This is a genomic window from Leptospira bandrabouensis (assembly GCF_004770905.1).
GTDB classification, from domain to species: domain Bacteria; phylum Spirochaetota; class Leptospiria; order Leptospirales; family Leptospiraceae; genus Leptospira_A; species Leptospira_A bandrabouensis.
In genome coordinates this window covers 1-21124 of record NZ_RQHT01000015.1, presented here as the reverse complement: position 1 = coordinate 21124, position 21124 = coordinate 1, and the positions used below count along the sequence as shown (strand labels likewise).

Here is a 21124-nt window from a genome sequence, read left to right as displayed (position 1 = left end):
TTAAACCATGAAACGTAAGTTATTAACATCAACAAAAAAAAATTCAACACGTAGTTTATTGTCAGAAGAATATAGAACATGTTTGCTAAGTGCCAAACATGGGTTAGAGAGAGAAAGTGTAAGGGTAGATGGGAAATCAAATTTAACAAATACACCGCATCCCAAGGCATTGGGATCCAGTTTAACTCATCCACTCATCAAAACTGATTTTGCAGAAGCACAAATCGAATATGCTACCAACATCCATAAATCCATTCCTGATGCCTTAAATGAACTTACGGAGTTACATGCTTTCACAGCTCGCAATTTAGGTTCGGAATACCTTTGGCCTTTTAGTATGCCTCCCGTTTTACCATCGGAAAATAAAATTGAAGTTGGAAATTACGGAACATCTACAGAAGGAAGGAAAAAGACAATTTATCGAAACGGATTGGGACATCGTTACGGTAAAAAAATGCAAACTATCTCGGGAGTACATTACAATATTTCTTTTGATACTTGTATGTTATCCGTTGTTTCAGAAAAGAGATTTAAAAAACCTCTTACTCGCGAAACAAAGTCACAGATTTATTTTGATACCATTCGGAATTTTTACCGTATTTCGCCAGCACTGCTATACTTATTTGGTTCTTCTAGTTTAACTGACATCACGTTTACTGAAGAAAATAAATACATTCGAAAGGTAAATTCTAAAACTCTAAAAGCACCTTATGCCACAACGCTTCGACTATCTAGCATTGGTTATACGAGTAAAGTGCAAGGAAAGTATCCAATTTCAGTAAATTCTTTGGAAGAATATGCAAAGGATATGTGCCATGTGGTCTCAAAGTCATATTCGGCATATAAACAGTTTAATGGCAAAGCAACTAACCAATTGAATGATCATATTTTGCAGTTGGAAAACGAATATTATTCATTAGTACGTCCGAAACAAGTTCCTAAAGGTGAGGAAAGGGTAGTCGACGCACTTATGGAAAGAGGGGTTGAATATTTAGAAATTAGGCTTCTCGATTTAGATCCATTTTCTGCCATTGGAGTAGAAGAAAACCGACTCTATTTTATACATATGGTTTTGTTATACTGTATGTTAAATGAATCACCTAAAGCTGATTTGGTGGAAATGGCAGATTGGCGAAAAAATCAGGAATTAACTACTTGGCTTGGCCGAAAGGAAGATACCAAAATTAAGTTTTTTGGAGAAGAAATGCCCTTACGTGAGCTTGTTTACCAGCTTTTTGTGGAAATCCAACCCATTGCCGATCTATTAGATGAAAATGATGCAAATGGCCCGTTTAGTAGAGCTTGGGAGGCTCAATGGGAAAAATGGATTGATCCTAGCCAATTGGGATCAGGAATGTCTGAGTTAGATTTAGAAATTCATAAAGCCAGTTTTCGTGAGTTTGGGCTTACGTTAGCAAAATCTCATAAGGAAGAATTGTTACAATATCCACTTTCTCCAAATAAAATCAAATTTTTTGAAGACCTAAGTATTCAATCTATTTATGAACAACAAAAAATTGAAACCTTAGAAGGCAGTCATTTAAAGAAAAATCAAAAGCCAATTCAGATTAAACCTTTAAAACTTTGTAGCGGAGTTTGATGTGACAGAGACAAAACCATTGCCGCAAGGCTTCGAAGATTTAGAAATTTCTACACAAATCATCATTCGAGATGCACTCACACGTGGGATCAAAATTGATATGGTGGATCGTAAGGAAAACTTCCTTCGTCTCATTCAAGGAAATCATGCAGAGTTCGTAAAAGAGGCAAGTAAAACTAGACTCGATAGTTTGATGACCTATCTTGTGATGGAGAACAAAATTGCCTCCAAACTGGTGTTAGAAGAAAATGGAATCCGTGTACCTGTTGGTAGGAACTATTCTGCATTCGATGATGCGGTAAAGGATTATAAATTTTTTTTGGATAAAAAGAAAGTTATCAAACCTGTAACCACAAATTTCGGACTGGGAATTGGAATTTCGGAGCCGGGTGATAGTTTAGAAAAATTTGAATCATTTCTTAAAGTTGCGTTTGGATTATCAAATTCGATCATCATTGAAGAATTTATCGAAGGTCCGGAATATCGGTTTTTGGTGTTAGGAGATGAGGTCGTTGCTGTATGTAACAGGGTTCCTGCGAATGTAGTGGGAGATGGGAAAAGTTCCATTCGAGAACTAATCCAAAAAAAGAATGAAGATCCAAGACGTGGGGAGGGCCATAAAACGGCACTGGAAAAAATCCAAATGTCGGAAGTGGAATTCCAAATTTTGAAAGATCAAGGTTTAAATTTTGAATCGATTCCTGAATCGGGAAAACAAATTTTTCTTAGAAAAAATTCAAATATTTCGACTGGCGGGGATTCGCTTGATGTGACAGACAAGGTGCATCCAGAATTTAAATCCATTGCTGTTTCTTGTGCCAAAGCGGCAGGTGCTGTGATTTGTGGGATTGATATTATATCTTCTGAAATTGAATCTAAACCAAATCCCAAAACCTATGGGGTATTAGAAATTAATTTTAATCCAGTTCTTTATATTCACGAATTTCCGTACAGCGGCAAACCGAGGTTTGTTGGAGATAAAATACTGGATTTATTAGGATTTAATTGACTTTCTAAGATTCGAAATTAGAAAAAAATTGTTAAGAATATTTTGATCGTAAATAGGCAATGATGTCTGCTGATTCATACATTTGCACTTCACCATCTACAAGGAAAGGCACTTGGGAAATACCACCTAACCGAACCACTTCGGCCCGGCCGGGTGTTCCATAAGACGCCTCTACAAATTCTATATCCTTGTTCAAAACTAAACCAAGTGATTCGACGGTTCGAATCACTCTTTGGCAGTAGGGACAAGTATCATATTGGTAGAGACGGATCATAGTTTATCCTACTTTTTTAAGAAGTTCGCCTGACTGAGCCATTTGGACTGCGATGTCATGACCACCCACGAACTCTCCTTTGATGTAGAGTTGAGGAATGGTTGGCCAGTTGGTATATTCTTTAATACCTTCTCTGATTTTCATATCAGAAAGAACATTAAAAGAACCAAACGGAATTCCCAGTTGTTTGAGAGTTGAGACAACTCCTGCTGAAAACCCGCATTGCGGCATTTCTGGTGTTCCTTTCATAAATAGAAAGACGTTTTCTGATTTGATTAAGGATTCAATTTTATCCTTTAACTCTTGTTCCATGATTATTCGCTCCTAGTTTCCAATGCTAATGCATGGATTTCTTCTTTTAATTCATCTTTTAAAGTGGCATAGACCAAACGGTGTTGTTCTATGAGACCCTTACCTGCGAAACCGGAATAGGTAACAACTGCTTTGATATGCACTCCGTCCCGATAGGGATCTAAAATTTCCACTTTGCAGCCAGGAAGGCCTTCTTCAATTTTCTTTTGAATTTCTGGGATTGTCATCCTATAGTATTCCTCCCATCCAGGAATGGTGGGCTTTGATAAATTCAAGATATTCTTTCGGCACTTCCGGTAAAACAGAATTCTTTACGGAAGTTAGGGAAAGTAGAGTTTCACTCCATTTTTGAATTTTTGGAAAATCTTTTAGCAAATAAAGTTCCGGTTTGTGGTCTGCCAAAAATTGTAACCGCATAAAAAATGGGGCAAAGGCCGTATCCACCAAATGGATTTGCGAACCAGAAAAGAAGAGGGTATTTCCTGTGGGAGAAGGTAGGCCTGCTTCTAAAATTTTAAACTTAGAAAGAAGGTCTTCCCTTTTTTTATCAGAGTCTGCTTTCTCTTTTGCCATTGTCCATCCGTATTGGTCCACAAGGAGAGCACTTGCAAATTCAGTCCAGGATCTATGTTTTGCTTTTTGGATCGGATCTCTCGGGTGGAGAGCGGGCGGATATACTTCATCTAAATATTCATTAATGACAGCCGATTCAAAAATAACTTCCTCTCCCACTTGTAAAACCGGCACCTTTCCAAAAGGGGAGATTTTTAAAAACCATTCAGGTTTGTTTGCGAGGTCAATGTATTTGATATCGTAGTCTACTTTCTTTTCCAAAAGGTTGATAACGGAACGTTGCACGTAAGGACAGAGTTTGAAACTTACAAGAACAGGTTTACTCATATTAGTTAGACACCTTTTTTAGTTGAAGAAAGATCCATTTCCAAGGCATGCAGACCTTTTTTAAATTCTGCACCAAGTTCTGCGTAGACCAATCGGTGGTTTTCCACAGTCGATTTGCCAGAAAAAACCGGAGAGACCATAAACAAACGGAAATGAGTTTCTTTAGAATCTTTTGTCATGCCAGGATGCCCTGCATGTTCTAGGGAAACATCCGTTAGTTTTATTTCTTTTGGGGAAAATTTTTCGATTAGGATTTTTTCCATCCGACTGAGTCTCGATTCTTTAATTTCTGATTCCATAACCAATTTTCATTAACCTCACATTGATATAAAAAAGTAGGGCAGAAAGAAGAGTGATAAATCCAAAGGAGAAATATAGGTTCACATCGGAAATACCAATAAATCCATATCGAAATAAATTGACCATATAAAGTATGGGGTTACAATAAGAGACCGTTTGCCAAAATTCAGGTAGGTTTTTCACCGAATAAAAAACTCCCCCAAGATACGTGAGTGGAGTTAAAATAAAGGTAGGGATGATGGTTACGTCATCAAATTTTTTAGCAAAGAGGGCATTAAAGAAGCCACCTAGGGAAAATAAAATTGAAGTCATTAAAACCGTAAAAAGAATCACAAACGGATTATGAAACCTTAAATTGGTAAAAAATAAGGAAGTTAACGTGACAAGAATTCCCACAAAGATACCACGAACCACTCCACCAAAAGTATATCCGAGCACAATGGTATAGGGCGAAGTTGGCGAAACTAGGAGTTCTTCAATATTTTTCTGGAACTTACTGGAGAAAAAAGAAGAAACCACATTGTTATAAGAATTGGTGATGACACTCATCATAATGAGGCCAGGAACTATAAACTCAATATAAGTGAAATCACCGATTTTTCCGATTTGGCGACCAACAAGTTCTCCAAAAATTAAAAAATACAAAGCCATGGTAATCACAGGCGGGATGAGTGTTTGGACCCAAATTCGAATGATTCGGATCCATTCTCTTCTAATGATTGTTTGCAAAGCAGTGAAATTTTGTTTCCACATAATTAGTTTTTTCCTGTAAGAGACAAAAAGAGTTCTTCTAGTCGATTTGATTTGTTTCTAAGACTTAATACGTCCAATTTAAGTTTTGTAAGTTCTGTAAACAATTGGTTTACTGATTCTTTTTTATCCAATTGTACTTCTAAGGTATGGTCATCTAACCATTCCCAGGTGAACTTTTTGGAAATCGGTTTTGATTTGATCGATTTTTTTAAATCAATGATTAGAGTCTCTTTATCCAATCGATGCAGGAGTTTTTTCATTGAAGTATTTTCTACAATTTCTCCTTTATCTATGATGGCAATGTTCTTACAAAGAGATTCTGCTTCTTCTAGGTAATGTGTGGTAAGAATGATGGTTTTACCTGCTTGGTTTAGTTCTTTTAAAAATTCCCACATAGAACGACGAATTTCTATATCCACACCGGCCGTTGGTTCATCCAAGATCAGAAGTTTAGGGTCGTGAACAAGAGCCCTGGCAATCATAAGCCTACGTTTCATTCCTCCACTCAGTTGGCCGGCAGCCGACTTTCGTTTGTCGATAAGAGATAATTTTTCTAAATAGTATTCTACTTTTCCCTTGGCTTCCTTGTAAGGGATTCCATAAAACCCGGCTTGGTTGATTAGGATTTGTTCTACGGCTTCAAAAATTCCGAAATTGAATTCTTGGGGAACAATTCCTAAAAAAGTTTTGGCAAGATCTGGATTTGCATCAATATCAGTTCCGAAGATTTTGACTTTCCCACCTGTTTTATTAATGAGAGAACTTAAGATTCCAATGGTGGTGGACTTTCCAGCACCGTTTGGCCCGAGTAAGGCAAAAAAATCTCCTGATTCTACTTTCAGATTTATGGAACGAAGAGCTTTCACTCCATTTGCATAAGTTTTTTCTAAACCTTCTAATTCGATGGCGTATTTTTGCATTTATTTTCCTACTAGTTTTCTTGTTAGGTGGTGTGTTGGATACTTTTTGTTTTTGATATTTTCTTTTCTTAGGTTTTTTTGTGTTTCTTCAGGAAGTAAGATGATATTTTTACATTCCTCAGAACAACATCCAAGAAGTTCTTTGGAACAATCTTCACATTGAACAAGTAGGACATGACATCCTAGATTGGCACAGTTAGTATGGCGGTCACTGGGTTTTCCACATACGTAACATACAGTGAGGACATCATCAGTCACTCTTTCACCTAACCTGTCATCAAACACAAAATTTTTACCTTTGAATTTGGAAGGGAGACCAGCATCTTGGACTGCCTTTGCATAGTTGATGATCCCGCCCCGCAATTGATGAACCTTGGAGAAACCTTTGTATTTCAAGTAGGCACTAGCTTTTTCACAACGAATCCCTCCCGTGCAATAGAGAAGAATTTTTTTATCTTTGTTTTCCTTTAAGAGGTCTTCCACAAGTGGGAGTTCTTCTCTAAATGTTCCAACATCCGGCAAAATGGCATTTTCAAAATGGCCCACTTCGGATTCATAATTATTTCGTAAATCCACAACTACCACTCCAGGTTCGGAAAGGGCTTCATGAAACTCGAGCGGTGTTAGGTGGGTTCCTACGTCCGAAGGATCAAATATTGAATCATCGAGCCCATCAGCTACGATTTTTTTGCGAACCTTAATGGCTAGTTTGATAAAACTTTCTTTTTTATCTTCTACAGCATCGTTAAAATAAATCTGGTTTAGTTCGGGAATGGAATCAACTATCGATCTGAGTTTTTCATAATTTTCGATGGGTATGGAAAATTGTGCATTGATCCCTTCTTTTGCTAAATAAATTCTACCAAGGATTCCTAAATCTTCAAAGGCATCATACAGTTGGTTCCGAAATTGAATTGGGTCTTCGAGATTCACATAACGGTAAAAGGAAATGACCCGTCGTTCCCTTGTGTCCATTTCCACACGTTTTTTTAAGGTTTCTTTGTCATAACGATTGAATAAAAACTTTTTCATGTAGCACCTTTTAGTTTTTCTTCTTTTACTTTTCTAAATGCGTTTCGTGTAATTTCAGAAATGGCAGGATGGATATAAATCATTCCCAAATAATCCTCCAGTTTAGCTTTTAAATACATTCCCAGTAGAATTTGGTGGATGAGGTTTGCTGCTTCCTCACCTATGATATGAGCACCTAGCACCTGTTCTGTTTCCTTTGACACAAGGACTTTCACAAATCCTGAATCGGACATTCTTGCCATTCCTGTGGCACTGGACGAATAAGGGTTTACACCTTTGTAATAGGGAATTTGTTTCTCAAGGAGTTCCTCTTCTGTAAAACCTACACTGGCAATTTGTGGGTGTGTGAATACAGCTTCAGGCATGGGAGGGTATTGGATGGGTTGGTTTTCTTTTTTTCCATACAATAGTTCGAAAAGATATTCTCCTTCAAAGTTGGCACTATGGCGAAAAAAATACCTACCGATCACATCTCCAAAAGCGTAAATTCCTGGTTCTGTGGTTTCTAAGTGGTCATTCACCTGGATGTATCCACTTTCATTTGTTTTGATTTTTGTATGTTCGAGTTCTAGGTCATCCGTATTGGGTCGAATTCCTGTGGCCACAAGGAGACGTTCTGCGGAATGGATGGATGTTTTTCCCTCTACAGATTTTCCTGTTACGGTAAAAATGCCATCTTTGAATTCTATTTTTTCAATTTGATAATGAGATTCGATAGGAAATGGTAAATGTTTGTTTAATTCTTTTTTGATTTCTCCGTCGGCAGTTCGCAAAACATCGGTTCGAGTTAGTCCTGTAACTTCACAACCATAGGCTTTATAGGCGGCACCTAGTTCCAAAGAAATAAATCCAGCACCAATGATGATCAGTGATTTTGGGAATTTGTCTGGAGAGAGAGCTTCTCTGGATGTCCAAAAGGGAGTATTTTTTAGTCCCGGGATATCTGGGATATTGGGTCTTGTACCGGTAACAATAAAAATATGTTTGGCGGTATAAGTTTCTTTTCCGTCCGTAAGGACGCGATTGTCAATAAATCGAACTTGTTTGGGATAATAATCTATGTTCGGATTTTTTTCATAAGCGATGGGAATGGAATCGGAGTCTGACTTTACCGTGGCGTTCACCCGTTTGAAAATTTGAGTGACGTCGGCTACAGGTTTTTCCTTAAAAAAAACAGGGAACTTTTCCGTATCCTCTGCCATACGAATGAGTTCGGAAGGATAAATCACCATTTTGGAAGGAATACAACCCCGATTGAGGCAGGTTCCTCCCGGAGTTTCCTTTTCAAAAACAGCCACACATTTGCCGATTTTGGAAGGTGGGGTCACAAGTTTTGTGCCTGCACCCGCACCAATGACAATGATGTCATATTCTTTCATACAAGTTCCAGCTTGGAAATTTGCCTATTTTCTGTAAATGAAGCAAAATTCCTTTTCCCAATTTTAGAAAAACAGAACTGCCAAAGATTGCTGTATTCTACAAATATTTAGACCGCTCCCACTCGCAAAGAGGAGAGCTATCTTTTTCCGAATCAATCAATGAATGGATTTTTCACTTTCTGGATTTTTTCGATGATTTCATTTTTTCGAATCTCAAAGGTATCGGGCGGATCCAGTTGGTTCCAAGACTCATAGAGTTTTTTTCTATTTTCTGGAACGGGAATTCCATATTTCCATTCCATATAAAAATAGGTGCGAGCAATATCGCCCCGAATGTTTGGTTTGGGTTCTGCCGTTTGCCCTTTGAAATTGATTTCAAAATCACATAACCCGTAATTTCTTTCTTCACCTTCAATTTCCCCATAGGAAAAAATCCCACGGTCTGCATTGATTTCACCGGGAACGGGCACTATATTGTGCATATCCGCTTCCATTCGATTGAATTCGGGATCAGTGGCCCTGCAACATTTTCGTCCGCGCACTGGTTTTCCATTGGCCTCACAATTTTTTTTAGTCCAACATTCCCTGGTATTTCCAAAACTATGAGCAGGTACAATATGTTCCCACTCAATCCATGTTTGGCGATTGTGATCTTTCCTACTTTCAAGCCCACAGGATGAAAAATCGATTTTGAGCCTTCCGAAGTTTTCTTTATCTTCTGTAAAGGAACAACCACAATAGAAATCTGTTCCCACTTTTTTGTAAAAACGTTTGAGGACTCGTTTGGCTTTTTGGAAATCAAACTCTCTATGAAAAGATTCTTTTATTTCTTCTTTTTCTTCTGATTGGGCAAAAAGTATAAAACTAACCAAACAAAAAAGAAAAACTGTGAAATATGCGTAGTGGATTTTTTTCAAGGAAGAATCGGAAGTAAATACATGATCATTGTACAAAGAAAAGCTAAAGTCCAAATGGTGGACCTAGCTTTGGGTAAATCCGCAATGTAAAGATAAATATATAAAAATCGCAAAGCCACAAAACTCATGGCAAGAATTTCTAACCAATAAAAATCAACTTCCAGAAGGAGGTTAAACAAAATAGCGACAGAAAAAATGGAAAATGCCTCAAACCCGTTTTGATGTGCACCGTTTGCACGAGCTCCCCAACCGGTGAGTTGTGCTTGTTGCATCCTTGGGTGGTGGTTGTCATAACCCTTTCCTTCTTTTGCCATTGCGATGGCAACAATTCCTTTTGCTAAATAAATTTGGCCGATTGAAACAAGTAAACAAATTGTGATGATTGTCATTAGCTAAAGTTTGATTATTCTTTTAGGTTTGTAAAATACAAAATTACCAGTGATCCCTTAGTTTTCGAAGTGTCAAAAATACAGAACGATCATTGGAGTATGTTTCCTTTAGCTCCGTTAGTCGGTCTTTGACTGAGTTTGTATTCCTTCTAAAAAAGGGATTTAGATTTTTTTCTGTTCCCATTTCAGAAATTTGAAAAGGTTTTAGGGATGATTTGAATAGATTACGAAAGTCATTTTCTGGATCTACATGTTCTGCAAACTTTAGATTGTTATCCCAATAATCATGCCCAGGATAAAGTAAACAAGAATCGGGTAGGGTTTCAAAACGAGAACTTATGGTCTCATATAAAACGTTCGGATCTCCTCCTCGAAAACAATTTCCCACACCTGCATTAAATAATGTATCACCTGAAAAAATTCCAAGAATGGTATTGGGATTTTTACGAACAAAACTTAGGTGGGAAAATGTATGGCCAGGTGTATCCCAAACAGCCAGTGATTCTTCTTCCACGGAAAAAACAATATCCCCTTCCTTTAAAACTTGGTCCATCCCAGGGATTTTGTGTTTCGCATCTTTATGACCGTAGACAATCGCTTTTGTTTCTTCTTTTAGTTCTAAATTGCCTTGGGTATGATCACCATGTTCGTGTGTATTGAGGATTCCTTTGATTTTCACTCCTAACTTTTGCGCATGGTTAAGGATTTGTTTTGGATCAAAGGGATCTATACAATATGCCTCGCCAGTCCGATTGGAATAAACGAGGTAACTATAATTTCTGAGTGGAGAGTTTGTAAAGATGGGAAGGATTTCTATCATAAATACCTATCCTTCCCAAGGTTTTAATAGAGAATCCGTGTCCGGATTGAATGTTTATGGGCTTTGATTTTATCTTTGAGTTCATCACCCAAATTTTTATCAATTTCCATACTCAAGTAACCAATGTTTGCTGAAGTGCTAAGGTTTTGCGTTAAAATATTTCCACCTAAATCGGATATGATGGAGTTTATATCTCTTAAAAAACCTGGTTGGTTTTGATGGATATTGAGAATTCTATGGTACCCCGATTTTAAACTTCCTAATTCAATATTAGGAAAGTTTACAGAAAAAGTAGTGGAACCATTATTCACATATTTTAATAATTTTTCAGCCACTTCGGATCCAATGTTCTTTTGGGCTTCTTCCGTAGAACCTCCGACATGCGGTGTAAGGATCACATTTGGTAAACCTTGTAATGGACTTACAAAAGGATCATCATTTGATTTTGGTTCTTCCGGAAATACATCCACACCAGCACCGGCAAGTTTTCCCGACTTTAAACCTTCAACCAGAGCATCAATCTCTAAGACCTTTCCACGCGAAAGATTTAATAGGTAAGCCCCAGGTTTTACTAGATTTAAGTGTTCTTTGCGAAAGAGATTTTTGGTTTCTTCAGTTTCAGGAACATGGAAGGTAATAAAATCAGATTGTTTGAGTAGTTCTTCATAACTGTGGACAGAGGAAGCGTTCCCCAATGGAAGCTTAGAAATGATATCGAAAAAGATAACCTTCATCCCCATTGACTCAGCAAGTACAGACACTTGTGAACCAATATGTCCGTAACCAATGATTCCTAATGTTTTTCCTCGGACTTCAAAACAACCTTTTGCAATTTTATTCCATTTGCCTAGGTGAACATCTCGCGACTGATCGGTTGCTTTACGTGCAAGCATGATGATTTCAGCTATGACAAGTTCTGCGACAGACCTGGTGTTGCTATAGGGAGCGTTGAAAACGGGAATGCCCTTTTTTTCGGCTTCTTCCAATTCCACTTGGTTGGTTCCAATACAGAAACATCCGATAGTCATTAATTTTTTAGCATTCGCTAGGGCTTTCATTGTAACATTTGTTTTGCTACGAATGCCCAAAACATGTACATCGGAAATTTTCTCAATGAGTTCCGCCTCTTCCATTGCATCTTTGACGAGGGTAACGTCAAAACCGTCGCGGTGGAAAAGTTCGTAAGCATCCTTGTGGATGTTTTCCAGAAGTAGGACTTTTATTTTTCCTTTGGGATAAGATACCATAGGAACAGGATTTTTTCCTTTGCTAAACCTTGCACCTCGAAAAAGGTTGAGCTAATCATGGAAAGAATCTTCTCCTTCACCCGAATTTCCTCCATTTTCCTCGTTTTTCTGGCAATTGTTTCCTGCGGAGGAACCAAAGCCTACGTGGTCACACCGGAACCAACCTTAGAACAACAATCTGCCATTTCCAAAGAGGTTTGTTTAAAGAAATTTCTTTTGGTTTTTGCAAAGCGTCCTTGTGTATATTTTAAAGCGGAACGGGACAACAATTCAGGTATAGTTCAATACTTTTTGTTATATGAAATTGGAACTTTTGATGTGGATCTTCCCATTGGAGTATCTTTAAAGTTAGGGGAAACATGGTACAATTTAAAACGCACCAATACCGATTATTCTGATACGATTGTCATTACATCGGCTATTTCTTCTGAATTGATACCGAAAGTAGGGGAAAGCCAAAATATTGGGATCAGTTATACAAATAGAAAAGAAACCACAAACTATACTTTGAATTCAGGCCAAACAGCCAGTTTCCAATCGAATTTGTCCAAACTGATTCGAACTATGGAGTCGGAACCGAAACTGAATATTAATAAAAAGTAAATAGTTTCGTCTTCTAAAAAAAAGCCTTCCAGGATAAATCCCGGGAGGCTTTTTTATGCTCTAAAACTTTCCCGCAAATATGGTTTTTCGAAAAAGTGCAGACTGATATTTTAATTTTGACTTAGGTCTTATTCTGGCCTCATCAGCGGGAATAAAATGGTATCACGAATGGAATGTGAGTCAGTGAGTAACATCACAAGCCTATCGATTCCAATTCCAAGTCCACCTGTCGGTGGGAGACCATATTCTAATGCACGTATATAGTCATCATCCATCATAAAGGCTTCGTCATCCCCAGCTTCTCTTTGTTTTACTTGTTCTTCAAACCTTTCTCTTTGGTCAAAAGGATCGTTTAACTCAGTAAATGCATTGCCGATTTCTCTACCTGCCACGTAAGGTTCAAAACGTTCCACATATTTGGGATCATCTTCTCGAGATTTGGCAAGTGGGGAAAGTTCTTTCGGGAAGTCAGTGATAAAGATGGGTTGGATGAGGTGTGGTTCCACAAGGGAACTAAACACATCATCACAAACTTTCCAAATGGAAACGGAATCCGAAGAATCCACACCCTTGGCTTTTGCTTGTGAAATTGCATCTTGTAAGTCATTGATTTTACTAAAATCAATTCCTGAATAATCCTTAATGATATCAATGTATTTGACTCGTTTCCAAGGAGGTGATAAATCAATTTGGTCTTTTCCGTAAGCAAATTTTAAACCTTTGCCTATGGACTGTGCTACTGAAACAATCATTCTTTCTGTGAGTGATAACATAGTTTCCATATCACCAAAAGCCATATAGGCTTCCATCATGGTAAATTCTGGATTGTGTTTTGTAGAGATTCCTTCATTACGAAAGTTGCGATTGAGTTCAAAAACTCGGTCCATTCCACCCACAATGAGTCGTTTTAAATAGAGCTCTGGTGCAATTCGTAAAAATAATTCCATATCGAGTGTGTTGTGGTGGGTAACAAAAGGACGAGCGGCAGCACCACCGGCAATGGGTTGCATCATGGGAGTTTCTACTTCTAAAAACCCTTCATTCGTTAAAAATTTACGAATTTCAGAAATGATACGAGAACGCATTTTAAATGTTTCTCTTACATTTTCGTTCACAACCAAATCCACATAACGCATACGATATCTTTGTTCTACATCGGAGAACGCGTCATAAACAACGCCGTCTTTTTCTTTAACCACGGGAAGTGGGCGGATACATTTTGCGAGAAGCTGAACGCTTGTAAGGTGGAGTGTGGTTTCTCCTTTTTGTGTTTGGAAAAGCCATCCTTCAATTCCAATCCAATCTCCTAAATCGAGCGATTTAAATAAAGAGTAGTTTTCCTCTCCTAAATCATCACGAGTAGCATACAATTGGATGAGACCTTCTGCATCCTTGAGGTGCGCAAAACTTGCTTTCCCCATCACTCGTTTGGCATGCAAACGACCACCCAGTTTGAATGATTTTTTTTCTGTTTGGCTCGGATCAAATCCGGCAATGAGAGATTTGGAATTAGCATTGGGAAAAAAACGAAGTGGGTAAGGATTGATTCCCTTTGTTTTTAAATCGTTAATTTTTTGAATGCGTTGTTCTATCAGTTCGTTGGAATCTTTAATTTCATCCATTTACAGGATACCTCTAATATAAGAATACAGATAACGTACAAATTCGCCGGTGATTTCCCGAACTCCATCTTCTGATAAAAACCAATTGGAGCTAGAGAAGTCTGATGGAAATCCATAGGCAGTCACTTTGATGGGCAAACTGGCCAAAGTTTTGCGATAAGTTCCTAAAACTCTTTTGGATTCGTACTCCCGAGTGAGGAGTAATATGGCTCCTAAATTGTCGGAAACAGCGATTTTTAATAGGTTTTTGGAAGCCTCGTCTGTGTCACCCATTTTGGTCACCGGGATTATGATGGAAGAGACGTGTAAAGGAGCCATTCCGAACGAATTCAAAAGTTCTCTGATTTTCTGCTCTTTTTCCCCAGGCGAAAAGAGATGATTTTGCGATTTATCTTCCCGGATAACGAGAGTTAGTTTTTTAAAGTCGGAACGTCCTGCTAAGGTTGCCACAGCTTTTAGCATTTTTTTAGATGGTAATGGACTGCTTACTTCGAGTACGGCAACATCCGATTTCTGGTAGGTTTCCGAAGATTTTAACCAGAAAGGTGCCGAAAGGATCAGACCAACAAGAACAAGTAACGGGGAAAGGAAACCAATGAATAGGAGTTTGAGGCGAAAGGTAAGATCGGATACTTGCATACTTGACCCCTACAACCTACAGAATGATGAGTTGAAGTGACAAGAGAAAATTCATCTCCTTGACGAAAGAACCCGTTTTCCTATCCTGTCCATACATACACACCCGCTCGGATGGTGGAATTGGTAGACACGCTACTTTGAGGTGGTAGTGCCGCAAGGTGTGGGGGTTCGAGTCCCCCTTCGAGCAGAAGATGTAACCTTACCCCACAAATCCCAATTTTCCCCACCAATCAAAAGACCCCTCATTTCTGGACTAAATCTTACATTCCCTAACAAACTAATCTCATCCAAATATAATTGTGACCACTTAGGACTAACATATCCATAGCTTCTAAATGATTGTTTTAATAAATTATTCCTAGCCTCTGCTCCATTACTTGAGACACCTTCCTTAGTTACCCACCTTTCTCTAGACAAATTGTATCTAGGATCATTAGATTTTCTAGAATGATTAACCATTTTATGATTCAATCTATCCCAAATAAACGTATAACCTTCGTCAGTATATAATGTAGCATTTTTTGGAATCTTCTCATCTAAGTCCTTTTCCAAATACTCTTGGTTATTCAATGGTATAGATTTGTAGAATGTCATCCCTCCATTAATCCCAACTGTATGTACTAGAGTACCACATTGACCACCACCTAGACTATTAGATAGATAGATTGAAGCTGTGCCCGTTTTGTATCTTCTAGACCTATGTTTATTAGCACGTAATGAGGCAGAAAATAATACTACACTATCAGCTACTGCAATAGGTTTTTTGTCTGTATTTACAGGGTTTTTTAACTCCTCATATAATTTATTTTTTAGAGTCTCATTAAGTTGTGAGAATATAACTTGTAATCGTTTTTTTAGATAGAATGAAGTTTTGTAAGATAAGTTTAACTTTCTAGAAATTTCTTTACTAGTCATAATCTTAGGATACTGGTTAATCATATCCCAAATTGTAAAACTAATGTATGCTAGGTTTGATCTATAATTTTCAAAAGGTGTTTTTGAAGTAATACTTACCATCTTATGACAGTTAGAACATCTAGCGATTGAATCCCTGTTTTTTACTTTTAGAAATAGTAGGTTAGGATTATTGCAATTACAAGACTTAGGATAAATGGAACTTAGAATCTTTAAGGTTTTAATTTTGAAAAAGTGGTTAATTTCTGAATCTTTTAATAATGAATAGTCGTTACATTTATAATTTTTACTTTTTAAGGTGAAGGTTTGGGAGTCCTTACTTTCTATGTTAGGTGAATGGGAGGATTTTTTATAATTACTTTCTGTAGAGGAGGTAGTGGAGGTGCTGGATTTTGAAGGGGGGGAAAAATCGGAGTTTGTGGGGAGGGGTGATAGTTCCCTTGTGTTTTTATGCCTAGATTCTGGATTTCCTGTATAATCCTCTAGAACCCGTTTTTTTGACCTTTTTTCAGCTATTCCTGAATGTGACATAGTTTGAATTCTTTGAAAATAATTGATAATTCGTCAATGTTTTTGGTCCAATTTGTCCTATATTTCACTACTCATTTGTCTAGTTTTTGATAAAAAAATACTAAACATAAGTATTGTACTATACATATGATAAGTACAATGATAGAGTGAGGAGAGCAAAAAGGGAGCTACTAATTATGATGAAAAAACTACTTACTCTAATCACAATCCTATTCATTCTAAACTGCCAATCTACGGTAAAAACTGAAATATCCTCTTATGGAGTAGAATCCATCCGAGTTAATGAAACCTATGATTTCGTTTATAGAGAGGGTTACGACTACGCACCTCTAACAAAAGTTTTTGAGGCAAAGGCTTCTAGGCACGGCTGGAAACGTAATAGGGACAATCCATCATTATTAATAGAATTAGGTTTAGAAACTTCTAAAGGGGAAAATCTATTAGGTGGTTATAACCATAGGCTAAAGGTTAAAATTACTGATAAGAACCAAACTGTCTATTATGGAGAGGTTGCCCTGGAAAACAGACAATCAGTATATATTGATTCTATACCATTCTTAGTTACATCTTTTTGGAATAATTATCCGAGTAGGGTTTTCAAGCTCGAAAAGATGGTTAGAAAATCAGAGGCTGAAACACTAGAGCCTCAATTATCTGTTTATTATAATAACTAAATAAATTAAATAGTTTGAAAAATTTTAAGGGAGCCAATTAGGTTCCCTTTTTTTTGTCCTGGCAGATTTTTATGGACATTTATTTTCTAAATTGGTTAATTTGACCAACTAACATGTAAAGAGGAATTAATGGAATTTAATATAGGTAATAGAAAGTTTGTTATTTCGGAAGATATTATTAGTGGCAACTATAGAGCGACAGTATCGGAAAATGGGAAAGATTTGTTTAGCGGTGGAATTTCCTGGGATATTGCTTCGGATTTGAAAAATCCAAAAGTGATGGCTAATTTATCGTATGAAGGAGCTAAAAAAGCAATAAAAGAATCTATAAAAACTAGAGTAGAAGCTTTAATAGAAGCAGGAGAATTATAGAATGACTATTCCACAAATAATTTCAGATATAATAAATAATAGCTCTGGAAAGGTTCGAATAATTATTAATAGTGTTATAACTCATCCTACAGGCGGTGTAAGTTTTGGTACTTATGATTTGTTCTCAGAAGATTTTCATATTATAGAAAGATATATAAATGCTCTTGATCCTCCAAATCATAATACACTAGCTATAAATGTATTATTTTTTGATGCAATAAATGTTCCCCCTTCATTAACTAAGGGATATTTTAAAACATAGATTCCATTACATTAGAGAATAATTCGAAATCCTCTCTTTCAAAATTGGATTCTGAATAACCTAAAGATTCAAATACTTCTAGCAAAGTTTCGGAAAATAATAAAAACATAAAAAACCCTCTCTAGTTCCAATGGTGCTAGGGGGGTTTACTACGTCAATTATCTATAACACAAGTTAATGTAAATTTTTTCCTTTACATAAATATGGATAACATATTACAAATATCACATTTATTTTTATTTAAAGGAGAGGTTTCTGGTTCAAGTAAATATGAGTCATTCCATTTATTTTTAATTAATTTAGGTGATGTATTGGTAACATAAATTGGAGTAAAAAATCCTAATTTTGCAGATTCTCCACATATAGTTTCACCGTTTTTAACTAAATGGTATGTTTTATCATTACTATGTTCAATTGAGAATGTATCTAAAACAATTTTTTCTTTATGCCCTGTTCTAAATTTAAACAAATTCTTTATTATTTTCATTTTTTTTACCTATAATAGATTCATTGCTACCTTCATCTAAAAGAACAAATTTGGTCAATATCTCTAATGATTTGATTGCCTGATTGATAAATTCCTGATTTGATTCATATTGTTCATATATACTACGTCTATATGTCACATAGCATTTGTTAATATCTTCTTTTGCTTTTAGTAGCGTTCTTTCCAATTCATCATGTTTTTGTTTTTTTTCTAATTTGTTTAGTCTTTCGATTATTTCACTCATTTCCATTTTACTTTTTACCTCTTAATAAAAATTTCTCATTTAATTTTAACATACCATATACGACGAAAATAAAACCATATACTATTAATGTTGTAGTGACCATTAGTTTAACCCTCTAAGATATTTTTGTCCTAATCTAGTTATTACTAATTTTTCAACCTTGTTATTTGTAATTGTACATCTTTTCTTTTCATCGACTTCTACATATCCAAATTTCAGTAATGAATTGGCTATAATACCTGTTAGTGTTTCAATCTCTATTCCAGTTAATTTTGAAAGTTCCTTTCTTGTAGCTCCTAAATAATCACATACAAGTAACGCCTCTAAAATTCTTATCTCAGTTCCTGATAAGTCCTTCGCCTGTAGTCTGCTAAATGATTCCGCTTTTGTTTGGTTTTTAACCGTCTTATATTGTTTTTTTATAAAATTTGCAAAATGAACAATATGATTGAATTCTAAATTGTGTTTTTTTGCAAAATTGTTTATAGTGTTTTGTAGATCGTTTTCAATTAATGAAAAATCTATATGATTGTTTTGTTCCATTTTCCTAACCCTCAGAGGGTTCTCACTTCCCTCTGATATAGTTAGTAGTAGTGGTAAAAACTTTTTTTAGTTTTTGGTTTTAGAGTTTTAAATCTACAATAAAGAATGTTATTATTATATCCTCCATATTTCCTAATACATCTCTAGCTAATGCAAAATCTTTCATTTCTATAGATTTGTCCAAAATTCTAACGTATTCATTCATGTTTTGACCCATACTAATAGGCAGTTTATCATTTAATTTATGATTTACTATTTTTAAAAGTTGTGCCTGTCTTTCTACAGTGTTTTCGATTTTTTCTAACATCTTAATTTTCCTCCTCTTCTATCTCTAAAAGACAATCAGTAAAAGTTCTCACCACAAATTCATAACCGATTAAAGTTCTCATAGCTAATTTAGAATAATCTTTTTCTAAGCATTTTTCTAGAGTAGTCTGGTATTTCGTTAACAAATTATCTACTGTGAATTGGAGATGATTAATTAATTCAAAAGTAGTTTTTTCCAAAATTTCTAAATCCTTTTTAATCGTGTTTTTATTTTCCATTGTTTTCCTTGTTATTATTGTCCCTATCATTTTGCCACTGATAATAGGAGAGGGTGGATTGTCAAGAATTAATAACCTAATAGATGTTATTATAAAGAAAAGAATTATAAAACCTAACGCCTACATTCTAATGATGAACAAGATTTCAATCAATGATTATAGGCATTAGGTTTAGTTCAGAGAGACATAGACTATATAACTTTTTTTAGTAATTTTTTTTCTTCTTTTAATTGTGTTTTGATTTCTTCTTTCTTCTTTAAATCCCTATAATGAGCAGATTCCTCCTGGTATTTTTGGAATTGCCTAACTACATAATGACTAGAAGCGATATTATATGTTTTTTTGATTTTCGAAACTAGATCAAATTCTTCTGGTAATAAATTTTCTCTAATGAATTGTCTCATTGAAAAATTTTCCTTTTCTTCATCTGAAACTAAATTATCTCTAACGATGTTTCCTAATTCGATAGTTTTTTTCAGTTTTTCCCTATCATAATTTTTAATGGTATCTCTATTATTTTTGTATTTTAATCTCTGGATTCCATTTTTAAACGAAACCACTTTAGATTTAACTGTTACAGTTCTAGTTATGTTTTGTTTCGCATCGTCTAATTTGAGTAGAAAATTATTGAAATCTGTTTTATAAATCTTACCTTCTAGGCTAACAAACCCAAGTTTTAATAATTCATTCAATTTTTTGGTAATAGGTGTAGTAGTAGAGACTCCAGGAAACATTCTGAAAATTTCCTTTTTTGTTAATCCATTTTCATAATCATTTAGAATCCAAAATAATTCATTACCCCGTTTTCCTATAGATGGGATAGATGCTAGATCAGATTTGAAAAATTTAGTATCTACCGTTTTCTGTAATGTAACGAATTCAGAATTATCTAGAATTTGAATGGATTCTATGAATTCTCTACCATTAATTGTTTTCCAAATATAATTAATTAATTTACCATCATGTAATTTATGTAATAATGATTTAATTGTATCATGTCCAATTTTTGTAGAACATTTTAACGCTAGTGCTTTGAATGAGGTATATTGTATAATACTATCTCCGTTAGATTCTGCCATTCTACATAGAGTTTGGTATAATGCTCTAGTAGTCGATCCGCATCTAGGAAATAACCGTTCGAAATTAATTCTAAATGAGTTATTTAATTTGATTGATAAATCGGCTCCTATGGAATGAGATTTTGCATTATCAATTTTCCCTTGGCATGATTTGTAAACAGAATCAAACATTTTGTCATAACTATCATTTATATATTCTTCTGTTTCTGCATCATTTTCTGAATTTTTTAGAAATTCATTCGCTCGTAAATAATGTATTTTAAATTCTTCTCTCATTTGGGTTACTCCTATGTTTGCTCTAATTCCTCTGTAAATGTATGTTTTAAATAATCGGAAAATTTGATTTTCTATATCTGTAACAATATATGATAGTTTTTCATCTTTTCTAAAATCTTCTGTTAGATTATATTTAACAAATTTATAATCCTCTGATTCTATTAATTGAGTAAATTTATATTCAAATAGGGAGGGGGTAAATCTAAATGGATTTTGTTTTGTACAATCTATGAATGCAAAAATAGATTCTGTAAGTGTTTTGGTGTCATTTATAATTTTATTTTTATTAAAATTGTAATCTTCATTATGAATCAATAAATCTAATCTATCATTGTAGCGATCTAATTCTAATTTCATATCATTGTATATTTTTATATCATTCGGGTGACTAATGTTTAATTCGTAATAATGGATATAATTTTCGTAATGCTCAAATAGTTTTTTATCCTGTTTTAGCGTGTAATACATTGAGTCAGAATA

At 35.5% G+C, this 21124-nt stretch carries 27 protein-coding genes, 1 tRNA gene and 1 pseudogene; 7 read left to right on the top strand and 22 right to left on the bottom strand.

Annotated features, from left to right (window positions below):
• Positions 1-7 precede the first annotated feature (7 nt).
• Together gshA and gshAB are read left to right on the top strand one after the other, a co-directional pair.
• Positions 8-1600 carry a glutamate--cysteine ligase gene (gshA, locus tag EHR07_RS17575; protein WP_135746370.1) on the top strand — a complete coding sequence of 531 codons (1593 nt, stop codon included), beginning with the start codon at positions 8-10 and terminating at the stop codon, positions 1598-1600.
• Between the two features lies 1 nt (position 1601).
• On the top strand, positions 1602-2609 hold the full coding sequence (gshAB, locus tag EHR07_RS17570; protein ID WP_135746369.1) for a bifunctional glutamate--cysteine ligase GshA/glutathione synthetase GshB: 1008 nt from the start codon (positions 1602-1604) through the stop codon (positions 2607-2609).
• A 31-nt stretch (positions 2610-2640) separates the two neighbouring features.
• On the opposite strand, the gene EHR07_RS17565 is transcribed toward gshAB, so the two are convergent.
• From EHR07_RS17565 to serA, 13 genes are all read right to left on the bottom strand, one after another.
• Complete coding sequence (locus EHR07_RS17565; protein ID WP_135746368.1) at positions 2641-2883, bottom strand: glutathione S-transferase N-terminal domain-containing protein; 243 nt, start codon at positions 2881-2883, stop codon at positions 2641-2643.
• A gap of 3 nt (positions 2884-2886) precedes the next feature.
• Positions 2887-3195, bottom strand: a complete 309-nt coding sequence (gene grxD, locus EHR07_RS17560; protein WP_135746367.1) for a Grx4 family monothiol glutaredoxin — start codon at positions 3193-3195, stop codon at positions 2887-2889.
• 2 nt (positions 3196-3197) lie between these two features.
• Positions 3198-3422 carry a BolA/IbaG family iron-sulfur metabolism protein gene (locus tag EHR07_RS17555; RefSeq protein WP_135746366.1) on the bottom strand — a complete coding sequence of 75 codons (225 nt, stop codon included), beginning with the start codon at positions 3420-3422 and terminating at the stop codon, positions 3198-3200.
• A 1-nt stretch (position 3423) separates the two neighbouring features.
• A complete protein-coding gene (locus tag EHR07_RS17550; protein WP_135746365.1) occupies positions 3424-4095 on the bottom strand; it encodes a glutathione S-transferase family protein in 672 nt (223 codons plus the stop codon).
• Positions 4096-4100: 5 nt separating this feature from the next.
• A complete protein-coding gene (locus EHR07_RS17545) occupies positions 4101-4394 on the bottom strand; it encodes a BolA family protein (protein WP_135746364.1) in 294 nt (97 codons plus the stop codon).
• Entirely contained in the window at positions 4378-5148 is a 771-nt protein-coding gene (locus tag EHR07_RS17540; RefSeq protein ID WP_135746363.1) for an ABC transporter permease, read from the bottom strand. Before EHR07_RS17540 ends, EHR07_RS17545 begins: the two co-directional genes overlap by 17 nt.
• Positions 5149-5150: 2 nt before the next feature.
• Positions 5151-6068, bottom strand: coding sequence for an ABC transporter ATP-binding protein (locus EHR07_RS17535; protein ID WP_135746362.1), 918 nt, complete (start codon positions 6066-6068; stop codon positions 5151-5153).
• A complete protein-coding gene (gene trhO / locus EHR07_RS17530) occupies positions 6069-7100 on the bottom strand; it encodes an oxygen-dependent tRNA uridine(34) hydroxylase TrhO (protein WP_135746361.1) in 1032 nt (343 codons plus the stop codon).
• Positions 7097-8479 (bottom strand): dihydrolipoyl dehydrogenase, encoded by a 1383-nt coding sequence (locus tag EHR07_RS17525; protein WP_135746360.1) that lies wholly within the window; start codon positions 8477-8479, stop codon positions 7097-7099. The genes trhO and EHR07_RS17525 overlap by 4 nt, the downstream gene beginning before the upstream one ends.
• Before the next feature lie 152 nt (positions 8480-8631).
• The gene (locus EHR07_RS17520) at positions 8632-9387 is read right to left on the bottom strand and encodes an endonuclease (RefSeq protein WP_409035758.1); all 756 of its coding nucleotides are present in this window, start codon (positions 9385-9387) and stop codon (positions 8632-8634) included.
• A 5-nt stretch (positions 9388-9392) separates the two neighbouring features.
• Positions 9393-9785, bottom strand: a complete 393-nt coding sequence (locus tag EHR07_RS17515) for an MAPEG family protein (RefSeq protein ID WP_135746359.1) — start codon at positions 9783-9785, stop codon at positions 9393-9395.
• Between the two features lie 43 nt (positions 9786-9828).
• The gene (locus EHR07_RS17510) at positions 9829-10605 is read right to left on the bottom strand and encodes a hydroxyacylglutathione hydrolase family protein (RefSeq protein ID WP_135746358.1); all 777 of its coding nucleotides are present in this window, start codon (positions 10603-10605) and stop codon (positions 9829-9831) included.
• 23 nt (positions 10606-10628) lie between these two features.
• Positions 10629-11852, bottom strand: coding sequence for a phosphoglycerate dehydrogenase (gene serA / locus EHR07_RS17505; RefSeq protein ID WP_135746357.1), 1224 nt, complete (start codon positions 11850-11852; stop codon positions 10629-10631).
• A 57-nt stretch (positions 11853-11909) separates the two neighbouring features.
• On the opposite strand from serA, the gene EHR07_RS17500 reads away from it, so the two are divergent.
• The gene (locus EHR07_RS17500; protein ID WP_135746356.1) at positions 11910-12455 is read left to right on the top strand and encodes a hypothetical protein; all 546 of its coding nucleotides are present in this window, start codon (positions 11910-11912) and stop codon (positions 12453-12455) included.
• Between the two features lie 128 nt (positions 12456-12583).
• Here the strand turns inward: EHR07_RS17500 and lysS are convergent, their stop codons facing one another.
• Positions 12584-14068: a lysine--tRNA ligase gene (lysS, locus tag EHR07_RS17495; protein WP_208739891.1), complete on the bottom strand. Its 1485-nt coding sequence runs from the start codon at positions 14066-14068 to the stop codon at positions 12584-12586.
• Positions 14069-14077: 9 nt separating this feature from the next.
• Entirely contained in the window at positions 14078-14716 is a 639-nt protein-coding gene (locus EHR07_RS17490) for a hypothetical protein (protein WP_135746354.1), read from the bottom strand.
• A gap of 105 nt (positions 14717-14821) precedes the next feature.
• Between EHR07_RS17490 and EHR07_RS17485 the strand changes: the two genes are divergently transcribed.
• Positions 14822-14903 (top strand) — tRNA-Leu (locus EHR07_RS17485).
• A 152-nt stretch (positions 14904-15055) separates the two neighbouring features.
• On the opposite strand, the pseudogene EHR07_RS19365 reads toward EHR07_RS17485, so the two are convergent.
• Positions 15056-15310: pseudogene (locus EHR07_RS19365) on the bottom strand (hypothetical protein); the annotation flags it as partial.
• Between the two features lie 1028 nt (positions 15311-16338).
• On the opposite strand from EHR07_RS19365, the gene EHR07_RS17475 reads away from it, so the two are divergent.
• The 3 genes from EHR07_RS17475 (at position 16339) to EHR07_RS17465 (ending at position 17470) form a co-directional block, all read left to right on the top strand.
• The gene (locus EHR07_RS17475; RefSeq protein ID WP_135746353.1) at positions 16339-16836 is read left to right on the top strand and encodes a hypothetical protein; all 498 of its coding nucleotides are present in this window, start codon (positions 16339-16341) and stop codon (positions 16834-16836) included.
• A gap of 129 nt (positions 16837-16965) precedes the next feature.
• A complete protein-coding gene (locus EHR07_RS17470; protein ID WP_135746352.1) occupies positions 16966-17208 on the top strand; it encodes a hypothetical protein in 243 nt (80 codons plus the stop codon).
• Between the two features lies 1 nt (position 17209).
• A complete protein-coding gene (locus tag EHR07_RS17465; protein ID WP_135746351.1) occupies positions 17210-17470 on the top strand; it encodes a hypothetical protein in 261 nt (86 codons plus the stop codon).
• 193 nt (positions 17471-17663) lie between these two features.
• On the opposite strand, the gene EHR07_RS17460 is transcribed toward EHR07_RS17465, so the two are convergent.
• The 6 genes from EHR07_RS17460 to EHR07_RS17435 form a co-directional block, all read right to left on the bottom strand.
• Positions 17664-17957, bottom strand: a complete 294-nt coding sequence (locus tag EHR07_RS17460; protein ID WP_135746350.1) for a hypothetical protein — start codon at positions 17955-17957, stop codon at positions 17664-17666.
• Positions 17932-18201, bottom strand: coding sequence for a hypothetical protein (locus tag EHR07_RS17455; RefSeq protein ID WP_135746349.1), 270 nt, complete (start codon positions 18199-18201; stop codon positions 17932-17934). The genes EHR07_RS17460 and EHR07_RS17455 overlap by 26 nt, the downstream gene beginning before the upstream one ends.
• 102 nt (positions 18202-18303) lie before the next feature.
• Positions 18304-18744 carry a hypothetical protein gene (locus EHR07_RS17450; RefSeq protein ID WP_135746348.1) on the bottom strand — a complete coding sequence of 147 codons (441 nt, stop codon included), beginning with the start codon at positions 18742-18744 and terminating at the stop codon, positions 18304-18306.
• Positions 18745-18823: 79 nt separating this feature from the next.
• Positions 18824-19051: a hypothetical protein gene (locus tag EHR07_RS17445; RefSeq protein WP_135746347.1), complete on the bottom strand. Its 228-nt coding sequence runs from the start codon at positions 19049-19051 to the stop codon at positions 18824-18826.
• Between the two features lies 1 nt (position 19052).
• A complete protein-coding gene (locus EHR07_RS17440) occupies positions 19053-19289 on the bottom strand; it encodes a hypothetical protein (protein WP_135746346.1) in 237 nt (78 codons plus the stop codon).
• Between the two features lie 191 nt (positions 19290-19480).
• Positions 19481-21124, bottom strand: a 1644-nt coding sequence (locus EHR07_RS17435; RefSeq protein WP_208739873.1) for a hypothetical protein, incomplete at its 5' end; no start/stop codon positions are given.

Excerpts from the sequence above, each read along its gene's own strand:
- gshA (WP_135746370.1), top strand. The coding sequence starts at position 8 with ATGAAACGTAAGTTATTAACATCAACAAAAAAAAATTCAACACGTAGT.
- EHR07_RS17565 (WP_135746368.1), bottom strand. The coding sequence starts at position 2,883 with ATGATCCGTCTCTACCAATATGATACTTGTCCCTACTGCCAAAGAGTG.
- grxD (WP_135746367.1), bottom strand. The coding sequence starts at position 3,195 with ATGGAACAAGAGTTAAAGGATAAAATTGAATCCTTAATCAAATCAGAA.
- EHR07_RS17555 (WP_135746366.1), bottom strand. The coding sequence starts at position 3,422 with ATGACAATCCCAGAAATTCAAAAGAAAATTGAAGAAGGCCTTCCTGGC.
- EHR07_RS17550 (WP_135746365.1), bottom strand. The coding sequence starts at position 4,095 with ATGAGTAAACCTGTTCTTGTAAGTTTCAAACTCTGTCCTTACGTGCAA.
- EHR07_RS17545 (WP_135746364.1), bottom strand. The coding sequence starts at position 4,394 with ATGGAATCAGAAATTAAAGAATCGAGACTCAGTCGGATGGAAAAAATC.
- EHR07_RS17540 (WP_135746363.1), bottom strand. The coding sequence starts at position 5,148 with ATGTGGAAACAAAATTTCACTGCTTTGCAAACAATCATTAGAAGAGAA.
- EHR07_RS17535 (WP_135746362.1), bottom strand. The coding sequence starts at position 6,068 with ATGCAAAAATACGCCATCGAATTAGAAGGTTTAGAAAAAACTTATGCA.
- trhO (WP_135746361.1), bottom strand. The coding sequence starts at position 7,100 with ATGAAAAAGTTTTTATTCAATCGTTATGACAAAGAAACCTTAAAAAAA.
- EHR07_RS17525 (WP_135746360.1), bottom strand. The coding sequence starts at position 8,479 with ATGAAAGAATATGACATCATTGTCATTGGTGCGGGTGCAGGCACAAAA.
- EHR07_RS17515 (WP_135746359.1), bottom strand. The coding sequence starts at position 9,785 with ATGACAATCATCACAATTTGTTTACTTGTTTCAATCGGCCAAATTTAT.
- EHR07_RS17510 (WP_135746358.1), bottom strand. The coding sequence starts at position 10,605 with ATGATAGAAATCCTTCCCATCTTTACAAACTCTCCACTCAGAAATTAT.
- serA (WP_135746357.1), bottom strand. The coding sequence starts at position 11,852 with ATGGTATCTTATCCCAAAGGAAAAATAAAAGTCCTACTTCTGGAAAAC.
- EHR07_RS17500 (WP_135746356.1), top strand. The coding sequence starts at position 11,910 with ATGGAAAGAATCTTCTCCTTCACCCGAATTTCCTCCATTTTCCTCGTT.
- EHR07_RS17490 (WP_135746354.1), bottom strand. The coding sequence starts at position 14,716 with ATGCAAGTATCCGATCTTACCTTTCGCCTCAAACTCCTATTCATTGGT.
- EHR07_RS17475 (WP_135746353.1), top strand. The coding sequence starts at position 16,339 with ATGATGAAAAAACTACTTACTCTAATCACAATCCTATTCATTCTAAAC.
- EHR07_RS17470 (WP_135746352.1), top strand. The coding sequence starts at position 16,966 with ATGGAATTTAATATAGGTAATAGAAAGTTTGTTATTTCGGAAGATATT.
- EHR07_RS17465 (WP_135746351.1), top strand. The coding sequence starts at position 17,210 with ATGACTATTCCACAAATAATTTCAGATATAATAAATAATAGCTCTGGA.
- EHR07_RS17460 (WP_135746350.1), bottom strand. The coding sequence starts at position 17,957 with ATGAAAATAATAAAGAATTTGTTTAAATTTAGAACAGGGCATAAAGAA.
- EHR07_RS17455 (WP_135746349.1), bottom strand. The coding sequence starts at position 18,201 with ATGAGTGAAATAATCGAAAGACTAAACAAATTAGAAAAAAAACAAAAA.
- EHR07_RS17450 (WP_135746348.1), bottom strand. The coding sequence starts at position 18,744 with ATGGAACAAAACAATCATATAGATTTTTCATTAATTGAAAACGATCTA.
- EHR07_RS17445 (WP_135746347.1), bottom strand. The coding sequence starts at position 19,051 with ATGTTAGAAAAAATCGAAAACACTGTAGAAAGACAGGCACAACTTTTA.
- EHR07_RS17440 (WP_135746346.1), bottom strand. The coding sequence starts at position 19,289 with ATGGAAAATAAAAACACGATTAAAAAGGATTTAGAAATTTTGGAAAAA.